Annotated in this window: 22 protein-coding genes; all 22 read left to right on the forward strand. The window is 38.5% G+C overall.

Translation table 11 applies throughout. From position 1 onward, the window contains the following. The first annotated feature begins 16 nt into the window (after positions 1-16). The 22 genes from BK585_RS09800 to BK585_RS09905 all read left to right on the forward strand — a co-directional run bounded on the left by BK585_RS09800 (position 17) and on the right by BK585_RS09905 (position 21,648). Positions 17-889 (forward strand): UbiA-like polyprenyltransferase, encoded by an 873-nt coding sequence (locus BK585_RS09800; RefSeq protein ID WP_078553269.1) that lies wholly within the window; start codon positions 17-19, stop codon positions 887-889. Further along, the gene (locus BK585_RS09805) at positions 886-1,485 is read left to right on the forward strand and encodes a UbiX family flavin prenyltransferase (protein ID WP_078553270.1); all 600 of its coding nucleotides are present in this window, start codon (positions 886-888) and stop codon (positions 1,483-1,485) included. The genes BK585_RS09800 and BK585_RS09805 overlap by 4 nt, the downstream gene beginning before the upstream one ends. A 2-nt stretch (positions 1,486-1,487) precedes the next feature. Next, positions 1,488-2,348, forward strand: a complete 861-nt coding sequence (locus tag BK585_RS09810) for a menaquinone biosynthesis protein (protein ID WP_078553271.1) — start codon at positions 1,488-1,490, stop codon at positions 2,346-2,348. 10 nt (positions 2,349-2,358) lie between these two features. Then, on the forward strand, positions 2,359-3,327 hold the full coding sequence (gene hepT, locus BK585_RS09815; RefSeq protein WP_078553272.1) for a heptaprenyl diphosphate synthase component II: 969 nt from the start codon (positions 2,359-2,361) through the stop codon (positions 3,325-3,327). 185 nt (positions 3,328-3,512) lie between these two features. Continuing rightward, a complete protein-coding gene (ndk, locus tag BK585_RS09820; protein ID WP_078553273.1) occupies positions 3,513-3,959 on the forward strand; it encodes a nucleoside-diphosphate kinase in 447 nt (148 codons plus the stop codon). A 364-nt stretch (positions 3,960-4,323) separates the two neighbouring features. Continuing rightward, positions 4,324-5,097 carry a CheR family methyltransferase gene (locus BK585_RS09825; RefSeq protein ID WP_078553274.1) on the forward strand — a complete coding sequence of 258 codons (774 nt, stop codon included), beginning with the start codon at positions 4,324-4,326 and terminating at the stop codon, positions 5,095-5,097. Positions 5,098-5,222: 125 nt separating this feature from the next. Then, positions 5,223-6,395, forward strand: coding sequence for a chorismate synthase (gene aroC, locus BK585_RS09830; RefSeq protein ID WP_078553275.1), 1,173 nt, complete (start codon positions 5,223-5,225; stop codon positions 6,393-6,395). Then, positions 6,396-7,484, forward strand: coding sequence for a 3-dehydroquinate synthase (gene aroB, locus BK585_RS09835; protein ID WP_078553276.1), 1,089 nt, complete (start codon positions 6,396-6,398; stop codon positions 7,482-7,484). A gap of 4 nt (positions 7,485-7,488) precedes the next feature. After that, positions 7,489-7,872 (forward strand): chorismate mutase, encoded by a 384-nt coding sequence (gene aroH, locus BK585_RS09840; protein WP_078553277.1) that lies wholly within the window; start codon positions 7,489-7,491, stop codon positions 7,870-7,872. A 208-nt stretch (positions 7,873-8,080) separates the two neighbouring features. Continuing rightward, positions 8,081-9,595: an anthranilate synthase component I gene (trpE, locus tag BK585_RS09845; RefSeq protein WP_078553278.1), complete on the forward strand. Its 1,515-nt coding sequence runs from the start codon at positions 8,081-8,083 to the stop codon at positions 9,593-9,595. Further along, complete coding sequence (gene trpD / locus BK585_RS09850) at positions 9,588-10,616, forward strand: anthranilate phosphoribosyltransferase (RefSeq protein ID WP_078553279.1); 1,029 nt, start codon at positions 9,588-9,590, stop codon at positions 10,614-10,616. Before trpE ends, trpD begins: the two co-directional genes overlap by 8 nt. Then, complete coding sequence (gene trpC / locus BK585_RS09855) at positions 10,609-11,382, forward strand: indole-3-glycerol phosphate synthase TrpC (RefSeq protein WP_078553280.1); 774 nt, start codon at positions 10,609-10,611, stop codon at positions 11,380-11,382. Before trpD ends, trpC begins: the two co-directional genes overlap by 8 nt. Further along, a complete protein-coding gene (locus BK585_RS09860) occupies positions 11,366-12,010 on the forward strand; it encodes a phosphoribosylanthranilate isomerase (protein ID WP_078553281.1) in 645 nt (214 codons plus the stop codon). Before trpC ends, BK585_RS09860 begins: the two co-directional genes overlap by 17 nt. Beyond that, positions 12,003-13,199: a tryptophan synthase subunit beta gene (trpB, locus tag BK585_RS09865; protein WP_078553282.1), complete on the forward strand. Its 1,197-nt coding sequence runs from the start codon at positions 12,003-12,005 to the stop codon at positions 13,197-13,199. The genes BK585_RS09860 and trpB overlap by 8 nt, the downstream gene beginning before the upstream one ends. Beyond that, positions 13,196-13,990 (forward strand): tryptophan synthase subunit alpha, encoded by a 795-nt coding sequence (trpA, locus tag BK585_RS09870; RefSeq protein ID WP_078553283.1) that lies wholly within the window; start codon positions 13,196-13,198, stop codon positions 13,988-13,990. Before trpB ends, trpA begins: the two co-directional genes overlap by 4 nt. Before the next feature lie 46 nt (positions 13,991-14,036). Continuing rightward, positions 14,037-15,137 (forward strand): histidinol-phosphate transaminase, encoded by a 1,101-nt coding sequence (gene hisC / locus BK585_RS09875; protein ID WP_078553284.1) that lies wholly within the window; start codon positions 14,037-14,039, stop codon positions 15,135-15,137. Between the two features lie 21 nt (positions 15,138-15,158). Beyond that, positions 15,159-16,259 (forward strand): prephenate dehydrogenase, encoded by a 1,101-nt coding sequence (locus BK585_RS09880; protein WP_078553285.1) that lies wholly within the window; start codon positions 15,159-15,161, stop codon positions 16,257-16,259. 11 nt (positions 16,260-16,270) lie between these two features. Beyond that, the gene (gene aroA, locus BK585_RS09885; RefSeq protein WP_078553286.1) at positions 16,271-17,560 is read left to right on the forward strand and encodes a 3-phosphoshikimate 1-carboxyvinyltransferase; all 1,290 of its coding nucleotides are present in this window, start codon (positions 16,271-16,273) and stop codon (positions 17,558-17,560) included. Between the two features lie 489 nt (positions 17,561-18,049). Next, positions 18,050-18,973: a hypothetical protein gene (locus tag BK585_RS09890; protein WP_078553287.1), complete on the forward strand. Its 924-nt coding sequence runs from the start codon at positions 18,050-18,052 to the stop codon at positions 18,971-18,973. 76 nt (positions 18,974-19,049) lie between these two features. After that, a complete protein-coding gene (locus tag BK585_RS09895; protein WP_245805811.1) occupies positions 19,050-20,309 on the forward strand; it encodes a tetratricopeptide repeat protein in 1,260 nt (419 codons plus the stop codon). Between the two features lie 132 nt (positions 20,310-20,441). Further along, on the forward strand, positions 20,442-20,978 hold the full coding sequence (locus tag BK585_RS09900) for a ReoY family proteolytic degradation factor (protein WP_078553288.1): 537 nt from the start codon (positions 20,442-20,444) through the stop codon (positions 20,976-20,978). A 208-nt stretch (positions 20,979-21,186) separates the two neighbouring features. Beyond that, positions 21,187-21,648, forward strand: a complete 462-nt coding sequence (locus tag BK585_RS09905) for a YpiF family protein (protein ID WP_078553289.1) — start codon at positions 21,187-21,189, stop codon at positions 21,646-21,648. The last annotated feature ends 10 nt before the right edge of the window (positions 21,649-21,658 follow it).

The following is a 21,658-nucleotide window of genomic DNA, read 5'->3' on the forward strand; positions in this document are numbered from 1 at the left end:
GATATAGAATTGAGGAATGAATGTGATTACGAAAATAAAAGTCATTCTTGAAATGATTAAGTTTGAACATACGATATTTGCATTACCTTTTGCTTTCTTAGGGGCTGTATTAGGTGGATTTACAATTAACGGTACATGGCCAGAGCCAATGCAATGGGTATGGATTACGCTAGCGATGGTAGGAGCAAGAAGTGCAGCAATGGCATTAAACCGTGTTATTGATGCAGCAATTGATAAAAAGAATCCACGAACCGCTAGTCGAGCAATTCCAGCAGGATTGATTTCTAAAATTGAAGTTTATGTCTTTATTATACTTTCTTTTGTTTTATTATTTTTTTCAGCCTATCAGTTAAACATGCTAGCGGTATACTTGCTTCCTATCGCTGTTTTTTTCTTAGTCATTTACTCGTATACAAAACGATTTACTTGGGCTTGTCACCTTGTCCTTGGGATTACGATTGCCATTGCACCTTTGGGAGGCTGGGTCGGTGTAACGGGAACCTTAACTTGGGAAGCATTTCTATTGTTTCTAGCAGTCGCCTTGTGGACAGCTGGATTTGATGTGATTTATGCTACACAGGATGCAGATTATGACAAAGGTGAAGGGCTTTATTCAATTCCTAGTTCATTTGGAATTGCCAAAGCGCTTGTGATTGCGAAAGGACTTCATATTATAAGCTTCCTTTGTTTAGTGCTTTTGTTCTTTGCAAGTCCATTGCTTGGTATTCTATACCTGATTGGTGTTATCATTGCTGGTGGAATCATGGTTTATGAGCATTCGCTCGTATCTGCAGATGACTTATCTAAAGTGAACGTTGCTTTTTTTACAATGAACGGTATCTTAAGTATTGTGATGCTAGTCTTTACAATAGGAGATTTGTTGTTATGAGTGAAGAAAAAGGGATTTATACGGTTGGCATAACTGGAGCTAGCGGGGCACAATATGGTGTCAGGTTAACACAGGAGCTTCTATCACAAAAGTATAAAGTACACCTTGTCATTACCGAGGCAGGCTGGCAAGTATTTAGAGAAGAGCTACAATTAGACACTTCAGATCGCCAAAGCGTGTTGAATCAATTGTTTCCACAATCTAATGACTTACTTCATTATCATGATCTTCACGACTATGCTGCTCCGATTGCTAGTGGTTCCTACCAAAACAAAGGGATGTTTATTATTCCTTGTTCCATGGGGACATTATCTGGCATAGCCCATGGTGCGTCTGGAAATCTATTAGAACGAACGGCGGATGTCATGCTAAAGGAGAGACGACCGTTACTTATTGTTCCAAGAGAAACACCACTTCATCAGATTCACTTAGAGAACATGTTGAAAATAACTAAAGTAGGCGGATTGATTGTACCAGCTATGCCTGGTTATTATCATTTACCTAAAACGCTTGATGATATTATTAATTTTGTAGTAGGAAAAGTATTAGATAGTGCTCATATCAAACATCAGTTATTTACCCGCTGGGGGGAGTAAACATGACACTAGTTATTGGCGAAATTTCTTACACTAACATATTACCTATATTTTATTATGTTGACCGACAAAAATTATCACAGTTAGGTTGTACTTTTATTCCTAAGATTCCTGCAAAGTTAAATCAAGACATGGCTGAAGGGCGGATTGATGTTGGAGGTATTTCATCCTTCGCTTATGGAGAAAACGCGGATGCCTATACGGTGCTGCCTAATCTATCAGTCTCATCGTTTGACAGCGTAGGTTCAATTTTTTTGTTTTCAAAATATCCAATTGAACAACTAGATGGCAAACGAATAGCTCTGACGTCTAGTTCTGCAACATCCTCAAATTTATTAAAAATAATTTTGGGTACCTTTATGAATCATCAAATAGCATACGATGTGATGGAGCCGAATTTTCAGAAGATGATGGCTACCTATGATGCGGCCTTATTGATTGGAGACGACGCGATTGTTACCTCGTGGAACGAGGGGAATCACTATTATCGCTATGATTTAGGAGAATTATGGTACAAATACACAGCATTGCCGATGACATTCGCGGTATTTGCAGTTCGAAATCAGGTTATCGTAGAGAAAGAAGAAATGGTTGCTGAATTATACGACCAACTTGTAACAAGTAAGGATGAAAGTATCGAGCAAATGTTTAAACCAATGATTGCTGATATTCAAAAACTATTGGGTGGGCCGACTTCATATTGGACTAGCTACTTTAACGGGTTAAGTTATGACCTTGGACAAAAACAAATTGAAGGCCTTCTCTATTATTTCAAACTAGCTTATGAAAAGCAGTTAATTACAACTAAAGTTGAACAAGTAACAGTATGGAGTGCTTATGACCGTCACCATACTATAAGTTAAGGTGGATACCATGAATTTATCTGAAATTTATTTGCAATTGCAAAATGATATAAATATAATCGAAACTTCTCTTGAGCAAACCATTAGAGCTGAAAATGAAGTACTGCGTCAAGCGTCAACTGATTTGTTGAAAGCCGGTGGTAAGCGTATCAGGCCTGTATTTGTGTTGCTTTCAGGTAAATTTGGTCACTATGATATTAATGTGTTAAAACATATAGCGGTTCCACTAGAATTAATTCATATGGCTTCTTTGGTTCATGATGATGTGATTGATGATGCGGACTTGCGTAGAGGAAAGAAAACGGTTAAATCACAATGGGATAACCGCATTGCCATGTATACGGGGGATTATATTTTTGGTAAAGCGATAGAACAAGCAAGTTTTTTTGATAATCAAGCTATGCATCGCATCCTCTCTTTTGCAATGAAAGAAATGTGTGTCGGAGAAGTGGAACAAATCCGTGACCAGTTTAACTGGGACCAAAATCTGAAACAATACTTACGAAGAATTAAAAGAAAAACGGCACTGCTTATTGCGATTAGCTGTGAGCTTGGAGCGATAGCCTCTGGAGCACCTAAATCGATTCAACGCCATCTATACTACTTTGGGTATTATGTAGGGATGAGTTTTCAAATTATCGATGATGTACTTGATTTTATTGGGACAGAGAAACAGCTTGGCAAACCAGCTGGTGGTGACCTGTTACAAGGGAATATAACTTTGCCTGCTTTATATACACTAAATGAGGACCCTGAATTCAAAGACTTAATCGTAAATGCATTACATGACCCGTTTACCGCAGTAGACCTATCGAAATTCATTAAGAAGGTATCTGATTCTGGTGGGATTGAGTATGCTCTTGCGATGAGTGATAGGTATTTACAAAAAGCTCATCGGGTATTAGAAAAACTACCTGATAACGAAGCTAAAGTATACTTATCACAGATTGCTACGTATATTGGTAGAAGAGAATTTTAATTGATCATACACTTCAAGACGAAGATAAAAGGGGAAAATAAGAGGGCATTGAAAAAGTAGGTTTAAACTTTTTCAGTGCCCTCCTTTTTAACCCCGTCTCTTTTTGTTCTTCAACACGTTGTCACTTTTTTTATTTAGTAAATTTTGCTATAATAGGTAAATCACGATGAGAGCGAGGATCAGACATGGAACAAACTTTTTTAATGATTAAGCCGGACGGTGTTCAACGTAATTTGGTCGGAGAAATAATTACTCGGTTTGAAAAAAAGGGATTTACTCTCGTTGGCGCAAAATTTATGCAAATTTCTGAGGAATTAGCTCAAAAGCACTACGCTGAGCATACAGGAAAGCCTTTCTTTCCTAGTCTTGTCGAGTTCATCACGTCGGGTCCTGTAATGGCTATGGTATGGCAAGGAGATAACGTTATCGCATCTGCACGAACCATGATGGGTAAAACGAATCCGCAAGAAGCGACTCCAGGAACGATTCGTGGTGATTATGGGATGGTAATGTCTCGAAATATTATACACGGTTCAGATTCTCCTGAAAGTGCAAAAAGAGAAGTTGCATTGTTTTTTTCAAAAGCTGAGTTAGTTACATATGATAAAACGATAACAAAATGGTTATCTTAAATTAAAACAACCAAGTATGGAAGCTCTTTCTACAATGTAGAGAGAGTTTTTTACTGTTAGAGAAGTGAAAACATATAACCGGTTTATGAAAATCTATTACTGAGACAAGATATAACGGTAAAAACGGATAGAGTCCAAGTAGAAAGAGGTGGCAGAGTCCGATAACGGCTAGGATACGGACAGAACAAGCGGAGAAAGAAGTGAACGAGTCCGATTTATAGTAGGTAAGAAAAGCTATTTCTGCAGGATTCGTCGGTTTTTATCTGTATATTTCGCAAATTGTCTAGTTTTATCGATAAAAGTATGGTAAAAAGAGTATATCTATAAACTGCACTTACGTTGTCGTTGATAAGGAGAATTCACCATGAATTGTGATTATAGTTTTTTTGTAGATTCGATAAGAAAAAAGACAGGGATTGATTTATCCTTATATAAAGAAGGACAAATGAAACGAAGATTAATCTCATTAAGAGAGAAGAGAGGACACGCTACTTTTACTAGCTTCTATGAGGCAATTTCCAATGACAGTAAACTGTTTGATGAATTCCTCGATAAAATGACTATTAACGTGTCAGAGTTTTTTCGCAATCCAAATCGCTGGGAAGTATTACAAGCTAAAATTCTTCCTAGACTATTAAAAGCCAATCCGAAATTAAAGATATGGAGCGCAGCTTGTTCTACAGGAGAAGAACCTTATTCCTTAGCTATTACATCAAAGCAACTTGTAGATGATTCAAAAGTCTCCATTCTTGCTACTGATATTGATAAAGCAATCTTAGAAAGAGCAAAGAACGGTTTTTATACGGATAGGTCTTTAAAAGAGGTCCCTGCACCATTTTTGTCAACGTATTTTACAAGTGAAGGAGCAGGGTATCGCATAAATGATGAAATAAAAAAGATGATTACGTTCAAACAACAGAATCTGTTGGCGGATCGTTTTGATACGGGATATGACCTTATCGTTTGTAGAAATGTGATGATTTATTTTACTGAGGAAGCAAAAGATACCCTCTATCATAAGTTTTCAGACGCATTAAAACCGGGTGGAGTCTTATTTGTTGGAAGCACAGAGCAAATCTTTAATCCAGGGCGCTATGGGTTTGATGCAGAAGATACGTTTTTTTACCGAAAAAAATAATAGAAGCAATAATCAAAAAACTACTTTAAAAAGTCACGACAAAAGTGAAAAGGTATGATATAATTTAGTGCATAAAAGCGCTAAAGACATAAAAGCGTGTACGGTAGAATTGAGGAGGAGTGGACATGAGATACTTAACAGCGGGTGAATCACACGGTCCCCAGCTTACAGCATTACTTGAAGGGGTTCCTGCGCACTTAGAATTACTAGCAGAGGATATTGATACAGAATTACAACGTAGACAAGGTGGATACGGTCGGGGACGTCGTATGCAAATTGAAAAAGATAGAGTTCAGTTTACAAGTGGTGTTCGCCACGGTAAGACAACGGGAGCACCAATTGCTCTTGTAGTTGAAAATAATGATTGGAAGAACTGGACAAAGATTATGGGTGCTGATCCGATTTCAGAAGAAGAGCAACAAGAAATGAAGCGTGTGATCACACGACCACGTCCAGGACACGCAGATTTAAATGGTGCGATTAAATATGGTCACCGCGATATGAGAAATATACTTGAACGTTCATCTGCACGTGAAACGACAGTACGTGTAGCAGCGGGTGCAGTGGCAAAAAAAATCCTTCGTTCACTTGGAATCGAAGTTGGAGGCCATGTACTTGAGATTGGTGGAGTGAAAGCTGAAAATGTAAGCTATCAGTCGATGGAAGACTTACAATCACGGTCAGAAGCATCACAAGTACGCTGTCTTGATGAAGAAGCAGGACAAAAGATGATTGAAGCGATCGATGCTGCCAAAAAAGATGGAGACTCTATCGGTGGAATTGTTGAAGTAGTTATTGAAGGAGCTCCGATTGGGTTAGGATCATATGTACAATATGATAGAAAGCTTGATGCAAAACTAGCTGCCGCTGTGATGAGTATCAATGCCTTTAAAGGTGTTGAAATCGGTATTGGGTTTGAGGCAGCAAGTCGTCCAGGAAGTGAAGTTCACGATGAGATTCTATGGGATGAAGAAAAAGGCTACACTCGAAAAACAAATAATTTAGGTGGATTTGAAGGCGGAATGACAAATGGAATGCCGATTGTTGTTCGTGGGGTAATGAAACCAATTCCGACGTTATATAAACCTTTGAATAGTGTTGATATTGAAACGAAAGAAACATTTGCAGCAAGTATTGAGCGTTCAGATGCTTGTGCTGTTCCTGCAGCGAGTGTTGTAGCAGAAGCTGTAGTCGCTTGGGAAATTGCGAATGCGATTCTTGAAAAATTTGGTAGCGATAGAATGGATGAAATTAAAGAGAACATTGATAGACATAATGAACAGGCGAGGTTGTTTTAAATGACCGAATTAACGATATCAACCAAGTCGAAAACCTATCCGGTCGTGATTGAAGCTGGAATTCGTCATCGGATTGGTTCGTTTCTTACAGACCACCTAAAGTTAAAGGTATCGTCGATTTTAATTATCACCGACGATACCGTCGCCAACTTATACTTATCAGATGTTCATCAAAGTGTGAAAAATATCGCACCAGTTGTTCATTTTATTATTCCAAGTGGTGAACAATCAAAGTCGTTTCAAGCCTTTTATGATATACAAACTGTTGCCCTTGAAAATGGTCTTGACCGTCATTCTTTAATCATTGCTCTTGGTGGAGGAGTGGTAGGAGACCTTGCAGGATTTGTAGCAGCTACATATATGAGAGGAATTCCATTTATTCAAGTACCAACGACATTGCTTGCTCATGATAGTAGTGTAGGTGGAAAGGTAGCGATTAATCATCCTGTCGGGAAAAATATGATCGGTGCTTTTCACCAGCCTGAAGCTGTTCTTTACGACATTGATACCCTACAGAGCCTACCTGAGCATGAATGGCGTTCTGGATTTGCTGAAGTGATGAAACATTCTCTTATTTGGGATTATGAATTCTATCGTTGGTTACAAGACCAAATTGAATCGTTTTCTGTTATAAACGGTGAACTAGCGGAACAACTGTTGGAGCGCTCAATTGGTGTGAAAGCCGCGGTTGTGGCTGAAGATGAAAAAGAAACAGGGATGAGAGCATTTTTAAACTTTGGTCATACGTTAGGGCATGCAATTGAAGCTAAGCTCGGCTATGGAAAAATGACGCACGGAGAAGCAGTTGTCATTGGAATGGTGTTTGCACTAAAGCTTAGCCAACACGTGAATGATGTTCAACTACCAATCTCTGAAATAACTGACTGGTTTAGACAATATGGATATGCTACGGCTATACCGGCAAATCTTTCAGTAGAAGAACTAGTGGAAGCTATGAAAATGGATAAAAAGACTCAGCATGGAGTCATTCGAATGGTGTTACTACAAAGTGTGGGAGAGGCCAAAGTAGTATCTATTGCGGAAGAGATACTCGTTGACCTGTTGCATGCTGAAATGAGAGGGGAATAAAAACATGATTCGAGGAATCCGTGGAGCAATTACAGTACCAAAAGACGATGAAGGTTTGATTTTAGCGGCTACTGAGAAGTTAGTTCTAGAAATCATATCGCAAAACAATCTACAAGCAGAAGATGTTGCACATGCGCTAATTACAGTGACGCATGATTTACATTCAACATTTCCAGCAAAAGTGTTACGCAATATAGAGGGCTGGCGATACGTACCTGTGATGTGTTCGCTTGAAATCCCTGTTCCTAATAGTCTTGAAAAATGTATTCGGATTTTACTGACAGTCAATACTACTAAAGGTCAAGAAGACATTTCACATGTCTATTTAGAAAATGCGACTATTTTACGACCAGATTTACAATTGACAGAAGAATCAAAATCGAGTTAAGATTAGTATAGTTTAGAGTAGAGCTTAGATGAGATGAGAATGAATGAGTTGAGGAGAGCTGAATTTTATTGTTTCTAGGAATGATCTGCCTTGAGACTATTCAGTCTTAGGGCTTTCTTTGTCTATTTCCGTTTTTATGACGACATCCGTCGTCTATTTCTCCTCATTATTTCATTTTCACTCAATATTTAAAAGGAGTGAAAATTAAATGATAATAACTTCGAAATCTTCATTTGCAACTGATAGCACTTCCTATCAAACGATCCCTGTTGTCGGACATTTTTTCGCTGATACAGTGACTCCCATTCAATTATTTCAACAGCTTCAAGCAGAGGCGACGTTTCTATTAGAAAGTAAAGATGAGCAATCGCCATGGTCTCGTTTTTCATTTATAGGATTAAATCCATTTTTATATTTAACAGAGCAAAACGGAACATACAGTGTCAGTGATAAAGAAGGGAAAGAACTTTTTCAAGAGCCTGACTTTCAATCTGCTTTTGAAAAGACGTTAGCTCATGTCAATGTGAAACCAATTGATGTACCGATTCCTTTTCGCGGTGGGGCAGTAGGTTATATTGCTTATGATGCAGTAGAGACATTTGAGCCTGTTCTTTCTACAGAAGGCAATGGAGAAGAAAAAATTCACTTTGTGTTTTGTGAAACGATTATCGCATATGACCATATTAAAAAAGAACTTTACATCGTAAACCATGCTTCAGCAGGCAGTACAGCTGAAGAAAATGATGCCATATATCAAGCTGCTGTTCAAAAAGTGAATCGACTTGTTGAGAAAATTACGGAAATGAAGCAGGACCATAAACTATTTGGACCTCCACAAATTAGTGATGATGTAAGCTTTGATGAAATCATCTCAAACTATGAGAAAGATAAGTTTCTTGCAGATGTTGAAAAGATAAAAGAATACATTCGTGCAGGTGATATATTCCAAGCCGTTTTATCACAGCGCTTTGAGAGAAGCATCACGGTTGAAGCCCTTGATATTTACCGTGTGTTACGAATGATTAACCCATCTCCTTATCTTTTTTATGTGAAAGTAAATGGCTATGAAATTGTTGGAAGTTCTCCGGAACGACTTGTGCAGATTCAAGACGGCCATGTGGAGATTCATCCGATTGCGGGAACAAGACCACGTGGTAAAACGCAAAAGGAAGATGCTGAACTGGCTGAAGACTTGTTAGCTGATGAAAAAGAAAGAGCAGAGCATTACATGCTTGTCGACCTAGCCAGAAATGATATCGGACGTGTAGCGAAATACGGCTCTGTTGAGACACCCGTTTTATTAGAGATTGGGAAGTTCTCTCATGTCATGCACATTATTTCAAAAGTAACTGGAAAGCTAGCGCCAACTGTCCATCCTCTTGAAGCACTTACCTCATCGTTTCCTGCGGGTACAGTTTCAGGTGCACCTAAAATTAGAGCGATGGAAATATTACATGAAATTGAACCGACAAAACGCGGAATTTATGCAGGTGCGATTGCGTATTTAGGCTTTGATGGAAATATTGATTCATGTATTGCAATTCGTACAATGGTCATAAAAGATAAAAAGGTATATGTGCAAGCTGGCGCAGGGGTAGTTGCTGATTCAGTTCCAGAAAAAGAATGGGAAGAAACTCGTAATAAAGCAAAGGCTTTGATTAAAGCGATTGAAGTAGCGGAAGCCATGTTTGGGAAAAACGAGGAGGCGATTCGAAATGTTTAAGGAAATGTTGGGGAAATGTGTGCAAGGCTATACAATGACTGAAGAGGAAGCTAAAAGCATGATGGATCAAATCATGAACAATGAAGCGACTCCTAGTCAAATTGCTAGTTTACTTTCGATCATGCGTTTTCGTGGTGAAACAGTTGAAGAGATGGTAGGTTTTGCTACGTCAATGAAAGAACATGCGATTCAGATTCCTCATCATGTCACAGATGTGATTGATACATGTGGGACTGGGGGAGACAGCTGTGACACGTTCAACATCTCTACTGCAACAGCAATTGCTTTGTCAGGATTAGGCGTGTCCGTAGCCAAACATGGGAACAGAGCGGTTTCTTCGAAAAGTGGAAGTGCAGATGTTCTTGAGACCATGGGAGTTTCTATTCAAACCTCGCCAGAAGAGGCAGCAGAAGCACTTGCTACTCATCAAATGTGCTTTTTATTTGCTCCAAGATATCATGTGGCGATGAAGCATGCTGTGGCACCACGAAAGGAAATCGGCTTTCGGACGATTTTTAATCTACTAGGGCCTTTAACAAATCCCGCCAATGCCAATGCGCAGTTAATTGGTGTCTATGATACGACTTTTGCTGAAAAAATGGCAAAAACGCTTGGACGAATTGGTGCAAAACGGGCGATGTTTGTTACTGGTGGTGAAGGATTAGATGAATTATCAATTTCCACACACACAGATGTTGTTGAATTGAATGAGGGGACAATTACTCGTTATACAATTACACCAGAAGAAGTCGGCTTAACACGAGGGCCTTTAGAGGATATTCAAGTTAGTACAACAGAAGAAAGTGCTGATTTAATTGAGGCTATTTTTAAAGGGGAAGCGAATCAGACGGCAACCAATGTCGTTCTCTTAAATGCTGGAGCCGCTCTTTACATAAGCGGAAAAGCAGCATCAATCAAAGAAGGCGTCATAGTAGCTAAAGCTGGATTACAATCTGGCAAAGTGTATACTCAATATAAACGATTACTAGAGGCGAATCAGGGGGCAGCAGATCATGCTTAGTCAAATTATCGATACAAAGTTAGATGAAATTGAAACACTTGAATTACCACCAGCCATTAAAGTAGAGCGTAAGTCGTTAGCTGCTAGTCTTCGTAACAGCAACCGGCAACTAGGGTTAATTGCTGAAGTGAAAAAAGCGTCTCCTTCTAAAGGGATAATAAAAGAAGATTTTCACCCAGTGGACATTGCAAAAGGATATGAAAACGGGGGAGCTGATGCAATATCAGTTCTTACTGATCAAAAATATTTCAAAGGACATCGTGATTATTTAACAGCAATAAAACAAACGGTGAATCTTCCTATTTTACGTAAAGATTTTATTATAAGTGAACTACAAATCGAAGAAAGTGTTCGAATAGGAGCAGATGCCATTTTATTAATTGCCGCAGTATTTGAACCTGAACGTTTAAAAGAATTATACAATCTAGCCTATGAAAAAGGATTAGAATGTTTAGTAGAAGTTCATTCAGAAGAAGAGTTAACTGAATTACTTGTTCATTTCACACCAGAAATCATTGGTGTAAATAATCGAAATTTAAAAACGTTTGAGACATCACTTGAACAAACTGAAATCATTAGTAAGCTAATTCCAGAAGGAAGCTTATTTATAAGTGAGAGTGGGATCCACACACCAGCAGATGCGGCGCAAGTCCAAAAAGCGGGTGCAAATGGCGTATTGGTTGGAGAATCCTTAATGCGAGCAGAGTCGCCAGAAATCGGTATTCGTAACTTACTAGGAGATGACCGGAATGGGACCGCTTCTTAAATACTGCGGAAATCATTCTTTATCTGACTTTGAACAGTCTTCTCAGAGTAAAGCGAACTATATAGGTGCTGTATTTGTAAAAAGCAAAAGACAAGTAACCGCAACACAACTTAAACAATGGTTATCAAAGGTGGACTGGAACCCTGAACAAAAGCTAGTTGGTTTATTTGTAAATCCAGCAATCGAAGAACTAGAGTATGTTTTAAGTGAGATTAACCTTGATATCATTCAATTGCATGGTGCTGAAACCGTGAAGGAAGTAGAGCTAATTAAAAATAACCTAGACATTCCACTTTGGAAAGTAATCCATCATGAGGACGGGGCATGGCAAACAATGAAAGAGTATGCCCCATATGTTTCAGCTTTTGTCGTTGATAGTAAAGTAAAAGGTCACTGGGGAGGGACTGGTCAGACTTTTGACTGGAATCACATCCCAAACTATATAAAAGAAGGCAATCGTCTCGGAATTCCCGTATTTATTGCTGGAGGGATTCACCCTGAAAATGTAGCTCAACTAGTTGCTTATCAACCAGATGGAATCGATGTATCAAGTGGAATTGAGCAAAATGGTCAAAAGAGTCTAGAACAGATGAAACGACTAGAAGAAAGGATCGAAAATTATGAGTAGCGTATTTCCAGATGAAAAAGGAAGATTTGGTCAATTTGGAGGCAAATATGTTCCAGAAACATTAATGAATGCCCTTGAAGAGCTTGAGTCAGCTTTATCTGAAGCGATGAACGATGAAAGCTTTATAGAAGAATACAATCACCATTTACAAGTATTTGCTGGTAGACCTACCGCTTTAACATATGCTGAGAACATGACGAACGAGTTAGGTGGAGCTCAAATTTATTTAAAGCGTGAAGATTTAGTGCATACAGGTGCTCATAAATTAAATAATGCGATTGGTCAAGCTCTTCTAGCGAAACGAATGGGTAAAAAGAAGATTGTAGCTGAAACTGGTGCAGGGCAACATGGTGTTGCAACTGCAACGATTGCTGCGCGCTTTGGCCTTGAGTGTAAAGTGTTTATGGGAGAAGAAGACATGGAACGTCAAGCGCTTAATGTATTCCGGATGGAGCTCCTTGGTGCAGAAGTTATCCCTGCTGTATCAGGAAGTAAAACGTTAAAAGATGCTACGAATGAAGCGATTCGTTATTGGGTCACTCATGCAGATGATACATTTTATTTAATTGGATCCGTTGTTGGCCCGCATCCGTATCCACAAATGGTACGTGACTTCCAACGTGTTATTGGCGACGAGTCGAAGGAACAAATGGTAAAAGAAATTGGTCGTCTACCAGAAGAAATTATTGCATGTGTCGGTGGAGGCAGTAATGCGATTGGGATGTTTTATCCGTTCTTAAACGATGACGTTCGATTAATAGGTGTGGAAGCTGCAGGTAAGGGTGTTACAACAGCTGAGCATGCTGCAACCATTACGAATGGAACAGTCGGTGTCATTCATGGTTCATTAACGTATCTTCTCCAAGATGATGTTGGCCAAATTACAGAACCTTATTCTATTTCTGCAGGATTGGATTATCCAGGGGTAGGACCGGAACATGCGTATTTGCACAGCATTAATCGTGTACGATATGAAGCAGTCACTGATGAACAAGCGTTGGCTGCATTAAAGAAGCTATCGGAAACAGAAGGAATTATTCCAGCGATTGAAAGTGCTCATGCGTTGGCAAAAGCATTTGAACGTGCACAGCAACTATCAAGTGAGGATGTTATTTTAGTATGTTTATCTGGTCGCGGCGATAAAGATGTTCATACGTTAATGAAACATTTCCGAGGTGAAAATATATGACAAGAGTAAAGTCTCACATTGAAAACAAACAAGGCTTGTTTATTCCATTTATTATGGCCGGTGACCCTTCTCCGGAAGTAACCATTGAATTAGCACTGACCTTACAAGATGCAGGTGCGCATGTGATTGAACTTGGAATTCCTTATTCTGACCCGCTTGCTGATGGTCCTGTTATTCAACGTTCAGCAAAACGAGCCTTAGCTCACGGCATGTCATTACAAAAAGCTCTTGAACTTGTTCCTCAAATGAGAAAGAGAGGATTAACGGTTCCTGTTATTATTTTCACATATTTTAATCCTTTACTTCAGTTCGGGGAAGAACGGTTTATGGAAGCAGCAAAACAATATGAAGTGGATGGTTTACTTGTGCCAGACCTTCCTTATGAAGAAAGTGAAAAAGTAGCGTCCCTTTGTAAAGAAGCGGGATTGTCGTATATTTCTCTTGTAGCACCGACATCAAAGGCAAGAGTTGAAATGATCGCAAGTGAAGCTCAAGGCTTTTTATATTGCGTTTCCTCTTTAGGTGTAACAGGAGTTCGTAATGAATTTTCTCCATCTGTTTTTGAATTTTTAGAAGATGTCAAAAAGCATAGTCCAGTTCCAATTGCAGTCGGCTTTGGAATCTCGAATAAAGAACAAGTTGATGCACTAAGTTCTTATTGTGATGGAATTATCGTAGGAAGTGCGATAACGAAACTTGTGGAAGAGCATGAAACTCTTCTTCTAAATGAAAACACAAGAAAAGAAGGGCTTGAACAGATAAAAAGGTTTGTTCTCTCTCTCATTTCATAATAAGATGAAAGAAAAAGAATTTATATAGTAGGTTGAGGTGCTTATAATGAAAGCGAAAAAACAATTAGTTGGTCTTCCTTCCTATAAACCAGGAAAACCGATCGAAGAAGTAAAGAAAGAATTTGGATTAGAAAAAGTAATTAAGCTTGCATCCAATGAAAATCCATTTGGTGCCTCAAAACAAGTGAAGGCTGCGATTAGTGAAGCTGCAGGAAATACTGCGATTTACCCTGATGGCTATGCTGCTTCATTAAGGGAAGAAGTCGCTTCATTTTTAGACGTTGACCAAAACCAATTAGTATTTGGAAATGGTTCTGATGAAGTGATTCAAATGTTATGTCGTACGTTCTTATCTCCTGAAAATAATACGGTTACTGCTCATCCGACATTTTCTCAATATAAGCTAAATGCTGTCATAGAGGGATCTGAAGTGAAAGAGGTGCCTTTAAAAGATGGAGTACATGACCTAGATGCGATGCTAGAGGCAATTGATGAGAAAACAAGAATTGTATGGGTATGTAATCCGAATAATCCTTCAGGAACATATAACACGGAGAGTGATTTTCTAGCCTTTTTACAAAAGGTGCCTAAGGATGTTCTTGTAGTTTCTGATGAAGCATATTACGAGTATGTGACAGCAAATGATTTCCCTGAAACGATTCCATTACTGAAGCAATATGAAAATTTAATTGTATTACGTACATTCTCTAAAGCATATGGCTTGGCAGGATTACGTGTTGGTTTTGGTGTTGGAAACCCAAAGGTGATTTCACTATTAGACCCTGTTCGCCCGCCATTTAATAACAATGCGATTTCTCATGTGGCTGCAATCGCAGCGGTGAAGGACCAACAGTTTATAAAAGATTGTTATGAAAAAAATAAAGAAGGCATTGATCAATACCTTCAATTTTGTGAGAAATATAATTTAAAATATTATCCGACACAAGCGAATTTTATCTTAATCGATTTTAAAGTGTCAGGAGATGTTTTATTCCAATATTTATTAGAACGAGGCTATATCATTCGCTCTGGTGAAGCTCTTGGATTCCCAACGTGTATTCGAATCACTGTGGGAAGTAAAGAAGAAAATGACGGAATCATTAGTGAGCTTTCAGCGTGGTTAGAAAAAGCGCAAGTGGCCCAGTGATTGTATAAAGGAGTATGACTAGTGAAACGTAAAGCATTTGTCATAGGCTTAGGTTTAATAGGAGGCTCGATTGCTCTTGCGCTAAAGCGAGAGCATAACGTCTCCATCCGTGGTTTCGATATAAATGAACAGCAGGTAAAAATGGCGCAGTCGTTAAAAGTAATTGATGAAGCTGTTGAATCGATAGAGGCTGGAGTAAGTGAAGCTGACTTAATCATTCTTGCTACTCCGGTATCAAAGACAGAAGTGTTGCTTGAAGAAATTTCAACGATGGCGTTGAAACCTGGAGCGATTATTACAGATGTAGGAAGTACCAAGAAACGAATTTTCGAAAAGGCTAGCTGTTTGTTAGATAAGGGAGTGACGTTCATTGGGGGTCATCCAATGGCAGGTTCTCATAAGAGCGGAGTAGAGGCAGCGCGAGCTCATCTTTTTGAAAATGCGTTTTACATCTTAACACCTTCCGAACAAACAGATATGAAACAAGTCATTCAGTTGCAAAATTGGTTAAAGGGGACTCATGCTAAATTCATCCAACTTACTCCTCATCAACATGATAAATTAGCGGGAGCGATTAGTCATTTTCCACATATTGTGGCAGCTGGACTTGTTCATCAAGTAGCCAAAATAGAAGATGAAGATCCGTTAGTTTCGCGACTAGCTGCTGGTGGCTTTAGAGATATTACAAGGATAGCTTCAGGTAGTCCAGTGATGTGGAGAGACATTCTGTTACATAATAAAGATAGTCTATTAGAACTTCTTGATAAATGGCAAGAAGAGATGACCTATGTTCGTGAACTCATTGCCAAAGAAGACAATGTAAATATTCACCAGTATTTTCAAGAAGCGAAACAATTCCGTGATGAGCTTCCCGCACATAGAAAAGGTGCGATTCCGGCATTTTATGATTTATTCGTAGATGTACCAGACCATCCAGGTGTGATTTCTGATGTGACAAAGATTTTAGCAGATGAAAATATTAGTATTACAAACATCCGTATCATTGAAACTCGAGAAGACATTATGGGAGTGTTACGCTTAAGTTTTAGGTCACAAGAAGATAGACTACAAGCGAAGCAAACCTTAGAAGCTGAGCTATATGAGACATATATGGAAGAGTAGGGGGAGAGAACATGAACGAATCGGTACAAGCAGTAAATGAAAAAGGATTAAACGGCACATTAACAGTCCCTGGTGACAAATCAATTTCTCATCGCGCTGTCATGTTTGGAGCAATTGCTGAGGGAATAACGACTGTCGAAGGTTTTTTACCGGGTGAAGATTGTTTGAGTACAATTTCATGCTTTCAAAAGTTAGGCGTAACCATTGAGCAAAACGGTGATAAGGTTGAAATTGAAGGAAAAGGATACGAAGGGCTGCAGGAACCACAGGATATTTTAGATGTTGGTAACTCAGGAACAACCACTCGATTGATGATGGGAATTCTTGCAACCTTACCGTTTCATTCTGTAATTATTGGGGATGAATCCATTGCGAAGCGACCAATGTCGCGGGTCACAAACCCACTACGTGAAATGGGTGCACAAATTGATGGACGAGACAATGGGAATTTAACTCCAATTTCAATCCGTGGAGGCCATACAAAAGGAATATCTTATCAATCAAAGGTTGCAAGCGCTCAAGTAAAATCATGTATTCTATTAGCGGGTCTTCAAAGTGAAGGTGAGACTTCCGTTACCGAGCCGCATCGTTCTCGTGATCATACAGAACGAATGTTGTCTGCCTTTGGTGTGCCAGTTAAACGAGACGGATTAACAACCTCTGTTCGTGGGGGACAAACGTTAACGGCTCAACATATTGTGGTACCTGGGGATATCTCTTCTGCTGCATTTCTTCTTGTAGCTGGTTCAATCGTACCTAACAGTAAAATTACACTTGAAAATGTAGGTGTAAACCCAACTAGAACAGGAATTATAGATGTATTACAACAAATGGGTGCCCGTCTTGAAATCAGCAATCAACGAATTGTAAATGATGAACCAGTCGCTGATTTAACGATTTCGACATCTGAGCTTCAAGGAATTGAAATTAGCGGAGACATCATTCCAAGATTAATTGATGAAATTCCAGTTATCGCGTTACTTGCAACTCAAGCGACTGGTACAACTGTGATTAAAGATGCTGAAGAATTAAAGGTAAAAGAGACGAACCGAATTGATACAGTTGTTAGTCAATTAAAAAAGCTAGGGGCTTCCATTGAAGCAACCGATGATGGAATGATTATTCATGGTAAAACTGAACTTCACGGAGCAAACGTGAGTAGTTTCGGGGACCACCGAATTGGTATGGCAATGGCGATTGCTGGTTGTATTACAAAAGGCCAAGTGACGATCGAGAATAGTGATGCGATTGCGGTGTCCTATCCAAACTTCTTTGAACACTTGCGTACACTTCAACAGTAAACATTAGCTAGAAAGGGCCGAATCGAGTGTTCGGTCTTTTTCTAATCGAGAACAACTGCTTATACGGTTAGAAATAATACCCATAGTGGATCGAAACGGACAAAAAAGCAGAAAAAGCGTTGGAGGAGTCCCAAAAAAGAACACTAAACGAACAGGCATGAAGAAAAAAACTCGTGGACATTGACAGCCTAAAAAATTTAGTATCATTCTAGTAAATTATTTTTTATAATGTTATTGACATTACTGCCATATTGTATATAATTAAATTAGCGTATGGTTTCTCTCCACTCCTATCCATACTAATAATTCTTATAGCGTTTTTGCTAACCCCATTTGAAAGCGTTTACTTCCAAATGGGTCTTTTTTTTGTCCATTCTGGTATTTGCCACTAGATTCTCGTATGAATCTAGTGTTTTTGTGGTCTACATCTTTTTCTTCCTTCATAGCTTGTCTATAAGATGGTATTTCTACTAACGGGAGGGAGAAAGTATGAAGTACATTTTAGCTAATGTTGATAAACAAGAGGATGGACAATTTCAAAGGCGTTCGTATTTTATAACAGATCAAACCGTGTCCTATGTTAACAAGGAAATAAATAAATTAAAGTTTACAAGAGTAAATGTCGATGGATTCTATTTGCAGGCTGGGAGTGTTATGAATGATTTTTCACTTTGTAATGAAACCGAATATTGCGTCTTTAAAGAAAAAACAAAGCAATTAATCGCTAAAGGATGTACAACAGTCGTTACATTTTGTGAGATTCAAAATGAAAAAGTGTTTACTAGTCAACTGCAACAAGCAAAACATCGTATGATAAACGCTCCTATTGATTTTGTTATTGGTGTCCGAACAGACATTTCAACATTAACACCTACGTTTATTCGCTTGTGTAAAAGAAATAAAGTTCCCATTGTTTTAGTAGATTTTAAAGGATACGAAGATTTTGATGGGACACCTTGGCAACGAATTAAGGAAGCAATGATGATGTATGAGCTTCAAATCATTCCTATGTGGGACAAAATGGGCCTCTCCAATCGTGAAATGAATAAGTATCAACAAATTTGGGAATCGTATTCTACCTATTTTCGAATCCCTACTTCAATTGACTTCCAAGATAACCATACCCCTTATCAGAAGGCTCAATTAAAAAAATGTGGGTTGTTTCCAAAGAAAGGTGCCCTGCTAGTTCGAAGTGATGCGGATTATTGTTTATATAGTAATGAAATTGAAACAGAGGATAACCCGGAACCAGAAATCGTCGTCCTTCGAGGTGTTGTTCTAAAAGCGGGGGATTCGTTTTATTTTAAACCTGGCTTTGGTCGAGAAGTAAAAGTCGTTGTGCCAGGACATTTTATTCCAATAACCGAAGCGCAATTTTTTGATGACCCTTATTTAACGCTTGATGATGAGTAAGAGCCTTTTCTTTTCCTCCTCTATTCGTTCTGTTATGATTATGTTAGGTAATGGAAGTAGTAGAGGAGGGTCCTTAGTGAAGATAGAGGACGTAATTAGTTTAATCGAATCAGGGGATATTGAGACAGGACTAGCCCAGTTAGCTAAACTCGAACAGACAGGCGACCATGAAACAACATATATGGTTGCTCAGGCTTACTATCAATTAGGGCACCTTACTAATGCAAAGAGACTTATTGATGAACTTATCATGTTATATCCTGATGAAGGAGAATTATATACATTTGCTGCAGAAATTTTAATCGATAGTGACGAAGAAGATGAAGCCATTGATATGCTGTTAGAAATTAAAGAACAGGATTCCGCTTTTCTACAGGCTCAATTGTTTTTAGCAGACTTATATCAAATGCAAGGCTTAGAGGAAGTAGCTGAACAAAAATTGTTAAAAGCTGCAAAGCTTGCTCCAAACGAAGAGATTGTAGCGTTAGGGTTAGGAGAGTTTTATTTAGAACGTGGAGACTATCAAAAAAGTATCCCTTATCTCAAAAAAGCTCTTCATTCAAGTGAGACGTTTGAAGCTTATCAAGTCGAGCTTCGCTTAGCAGAGGCCTTTAGTGCATCTGGTGAATTTGAAGAAGCTCTTATTTATTATGAAAAAGGGCTTAAAAAAACAGAAGAGCTTTCTGCTTATTTTGGATATGGGTATACAGCGTTCCAAGTCGAGGATTATGAGAAGGCGATTGTCCAATTTAAAAAGCTGAAAGAACTTGACCCCAATTATACAAGTCTTTACCCGTATTTAGCAAAATCTTATGAAGCCATGCACAATCTTGATGAAGCTTTACATACAATTAATGAAGGATTGAAAATAGATGAGTATAATGAAGCATTATACACACAAGCAGCTAAAATTAGTTTTAAAATGAACAATCTGATAGCTGGCGAGAACTACCTTCGAGATGTCATTGCTTTAAACCCGTCACATGTGGAAGCGGTTCAAATGCTGTCTAGTTTTTTACGAACAGAGGAACGCTTTGAGGAACTGCTCGAGCTTTTATCCCACGTAAAAGAATTAGGTGAGGATGATCCTTTTCATACTTGGTATGAAGGGGTTGCGCAGTGGAAAGAAGAGGAATTTGAAAAAGCATATCAAGCATTCCAACAAGTGAATGACCATTTCCAAGAAGACTTAGATTTTTTAGAGGATTACGGTCAGTTTCTGATTGAATATGGAAAACGAGAGTTGGGTATACAGATCTTGAAGAAGGTAATAACTCTTGACTCAAGCCGAGATGATTTAGTAGAAATTGTTGAACAACTAGACAATTCTTACTAAAAATGTTCAATAAATAAAAGGATATCACTAAGGGATATCGAATATATATAGTAAGATTATTACACCGTGTTTACCTTCTAATTGTTGCGTAGTTGAAAGTCACTGGCTGAATACGTCTGGGGAGGGAATAAAATGAGTAGCGTTATTTCTGTCGTTGAAAAGAAAGACTTTTTAAAGTGGTTTTTAAATGCTTTCCAATTAAAACGGAGAGAATGTGCTTGGTTGCTGAATTATCTTATCAGTGATGATGTACTTATGGAACGTGTTCATTTTGTTGAAAAAGCAGAATATTGTCCAAAGGCCTTAGTTATCTCAACGACAGAGGTAGAAAATGTCCCATTCTCATTTCATAAGCACAAGCATGTGACAATGGATGCAGAAAAGGCTTTTCACGATATTCGCTTGAACTGTGATGAAAATATTTACATTCAATTAAATTTTCTTGGTTCAAAATCTAATCCACAATACGCCGCCGTTCTTGAAGAGAACCCGTTTATTCCTGAGGACCATGAGCTAGCGACGGTTGATGGAGTTATCGCTGAAATCTTTCTAGATAAAGCACTGGCTTCATTTACTAGAGAACAAGTAATGTGTAAAATTAATGAGGCTCTTGACAACAAAGATTACGAACTTTTTATAGAGCTAACCGAATTATTAAAAAAATTATAGTATGCAAGGAAGCAGGCAATGGCTTATGAGCTGCGCGTGAGATAGAAAAGCACTATCTCACTTAAGAACAAGCAGCTCAACACTCATTGCTTCAAGAGATAAGATTAAAAGGGAAGAGCACCTTTTAATCTTATCTCTTTTCTTTTTTTGTGTATATGAATTAAGATAGAGTAGAAAATAAGGCAGAGGAAGAAAAGGATGGGGAATTATGAAGTGGCAGACAACAGAAATGGATACATATTTACAAGCGAAGGAATATGTGGATACGGCGATTATTCCGCTCATTCCGATTTCGCTTCAGCAACAAGTGAAATCGACAGTTGCAATGGGTGAGTTTATTACGATTATTACAAATGAGCTTGAGCGGCAGTTCCATGGAAGAGTGATTGAAATCCCTCCATTTACATATGTTAAGTCAGAACCGATAAATGAACGCCTTGACCGCTTGAACACATGGTATCAAGACTTAAAGGATAGTGGGGTCGTTCATGTTGTGTTTTTAACGTCTGATTCAGAGTGGAAAACAGTGGAACAAGAGGTGCCAGAATTATTACTATGGCTTCCGACAATTCCCCTGGAACATATGGAACAGAAATATAAAGTTGAGGCGATTTCAGACCAAATCAAACAGCTCATCCCAATTATGACAAACAAGTGGCAAAATTGTTAACGATGTAAAG

Origin of the sequence: Bacillus alkalicellulosilyticus, assembly GCF_002019795.1 — a bacterium.
Lineage (GTDB): Bacteria > Bacillota > Bacilli > Bacillales > Bacillaceae_F > Bacillus_AO > Bacillus_AO alkalicellulosilyticum.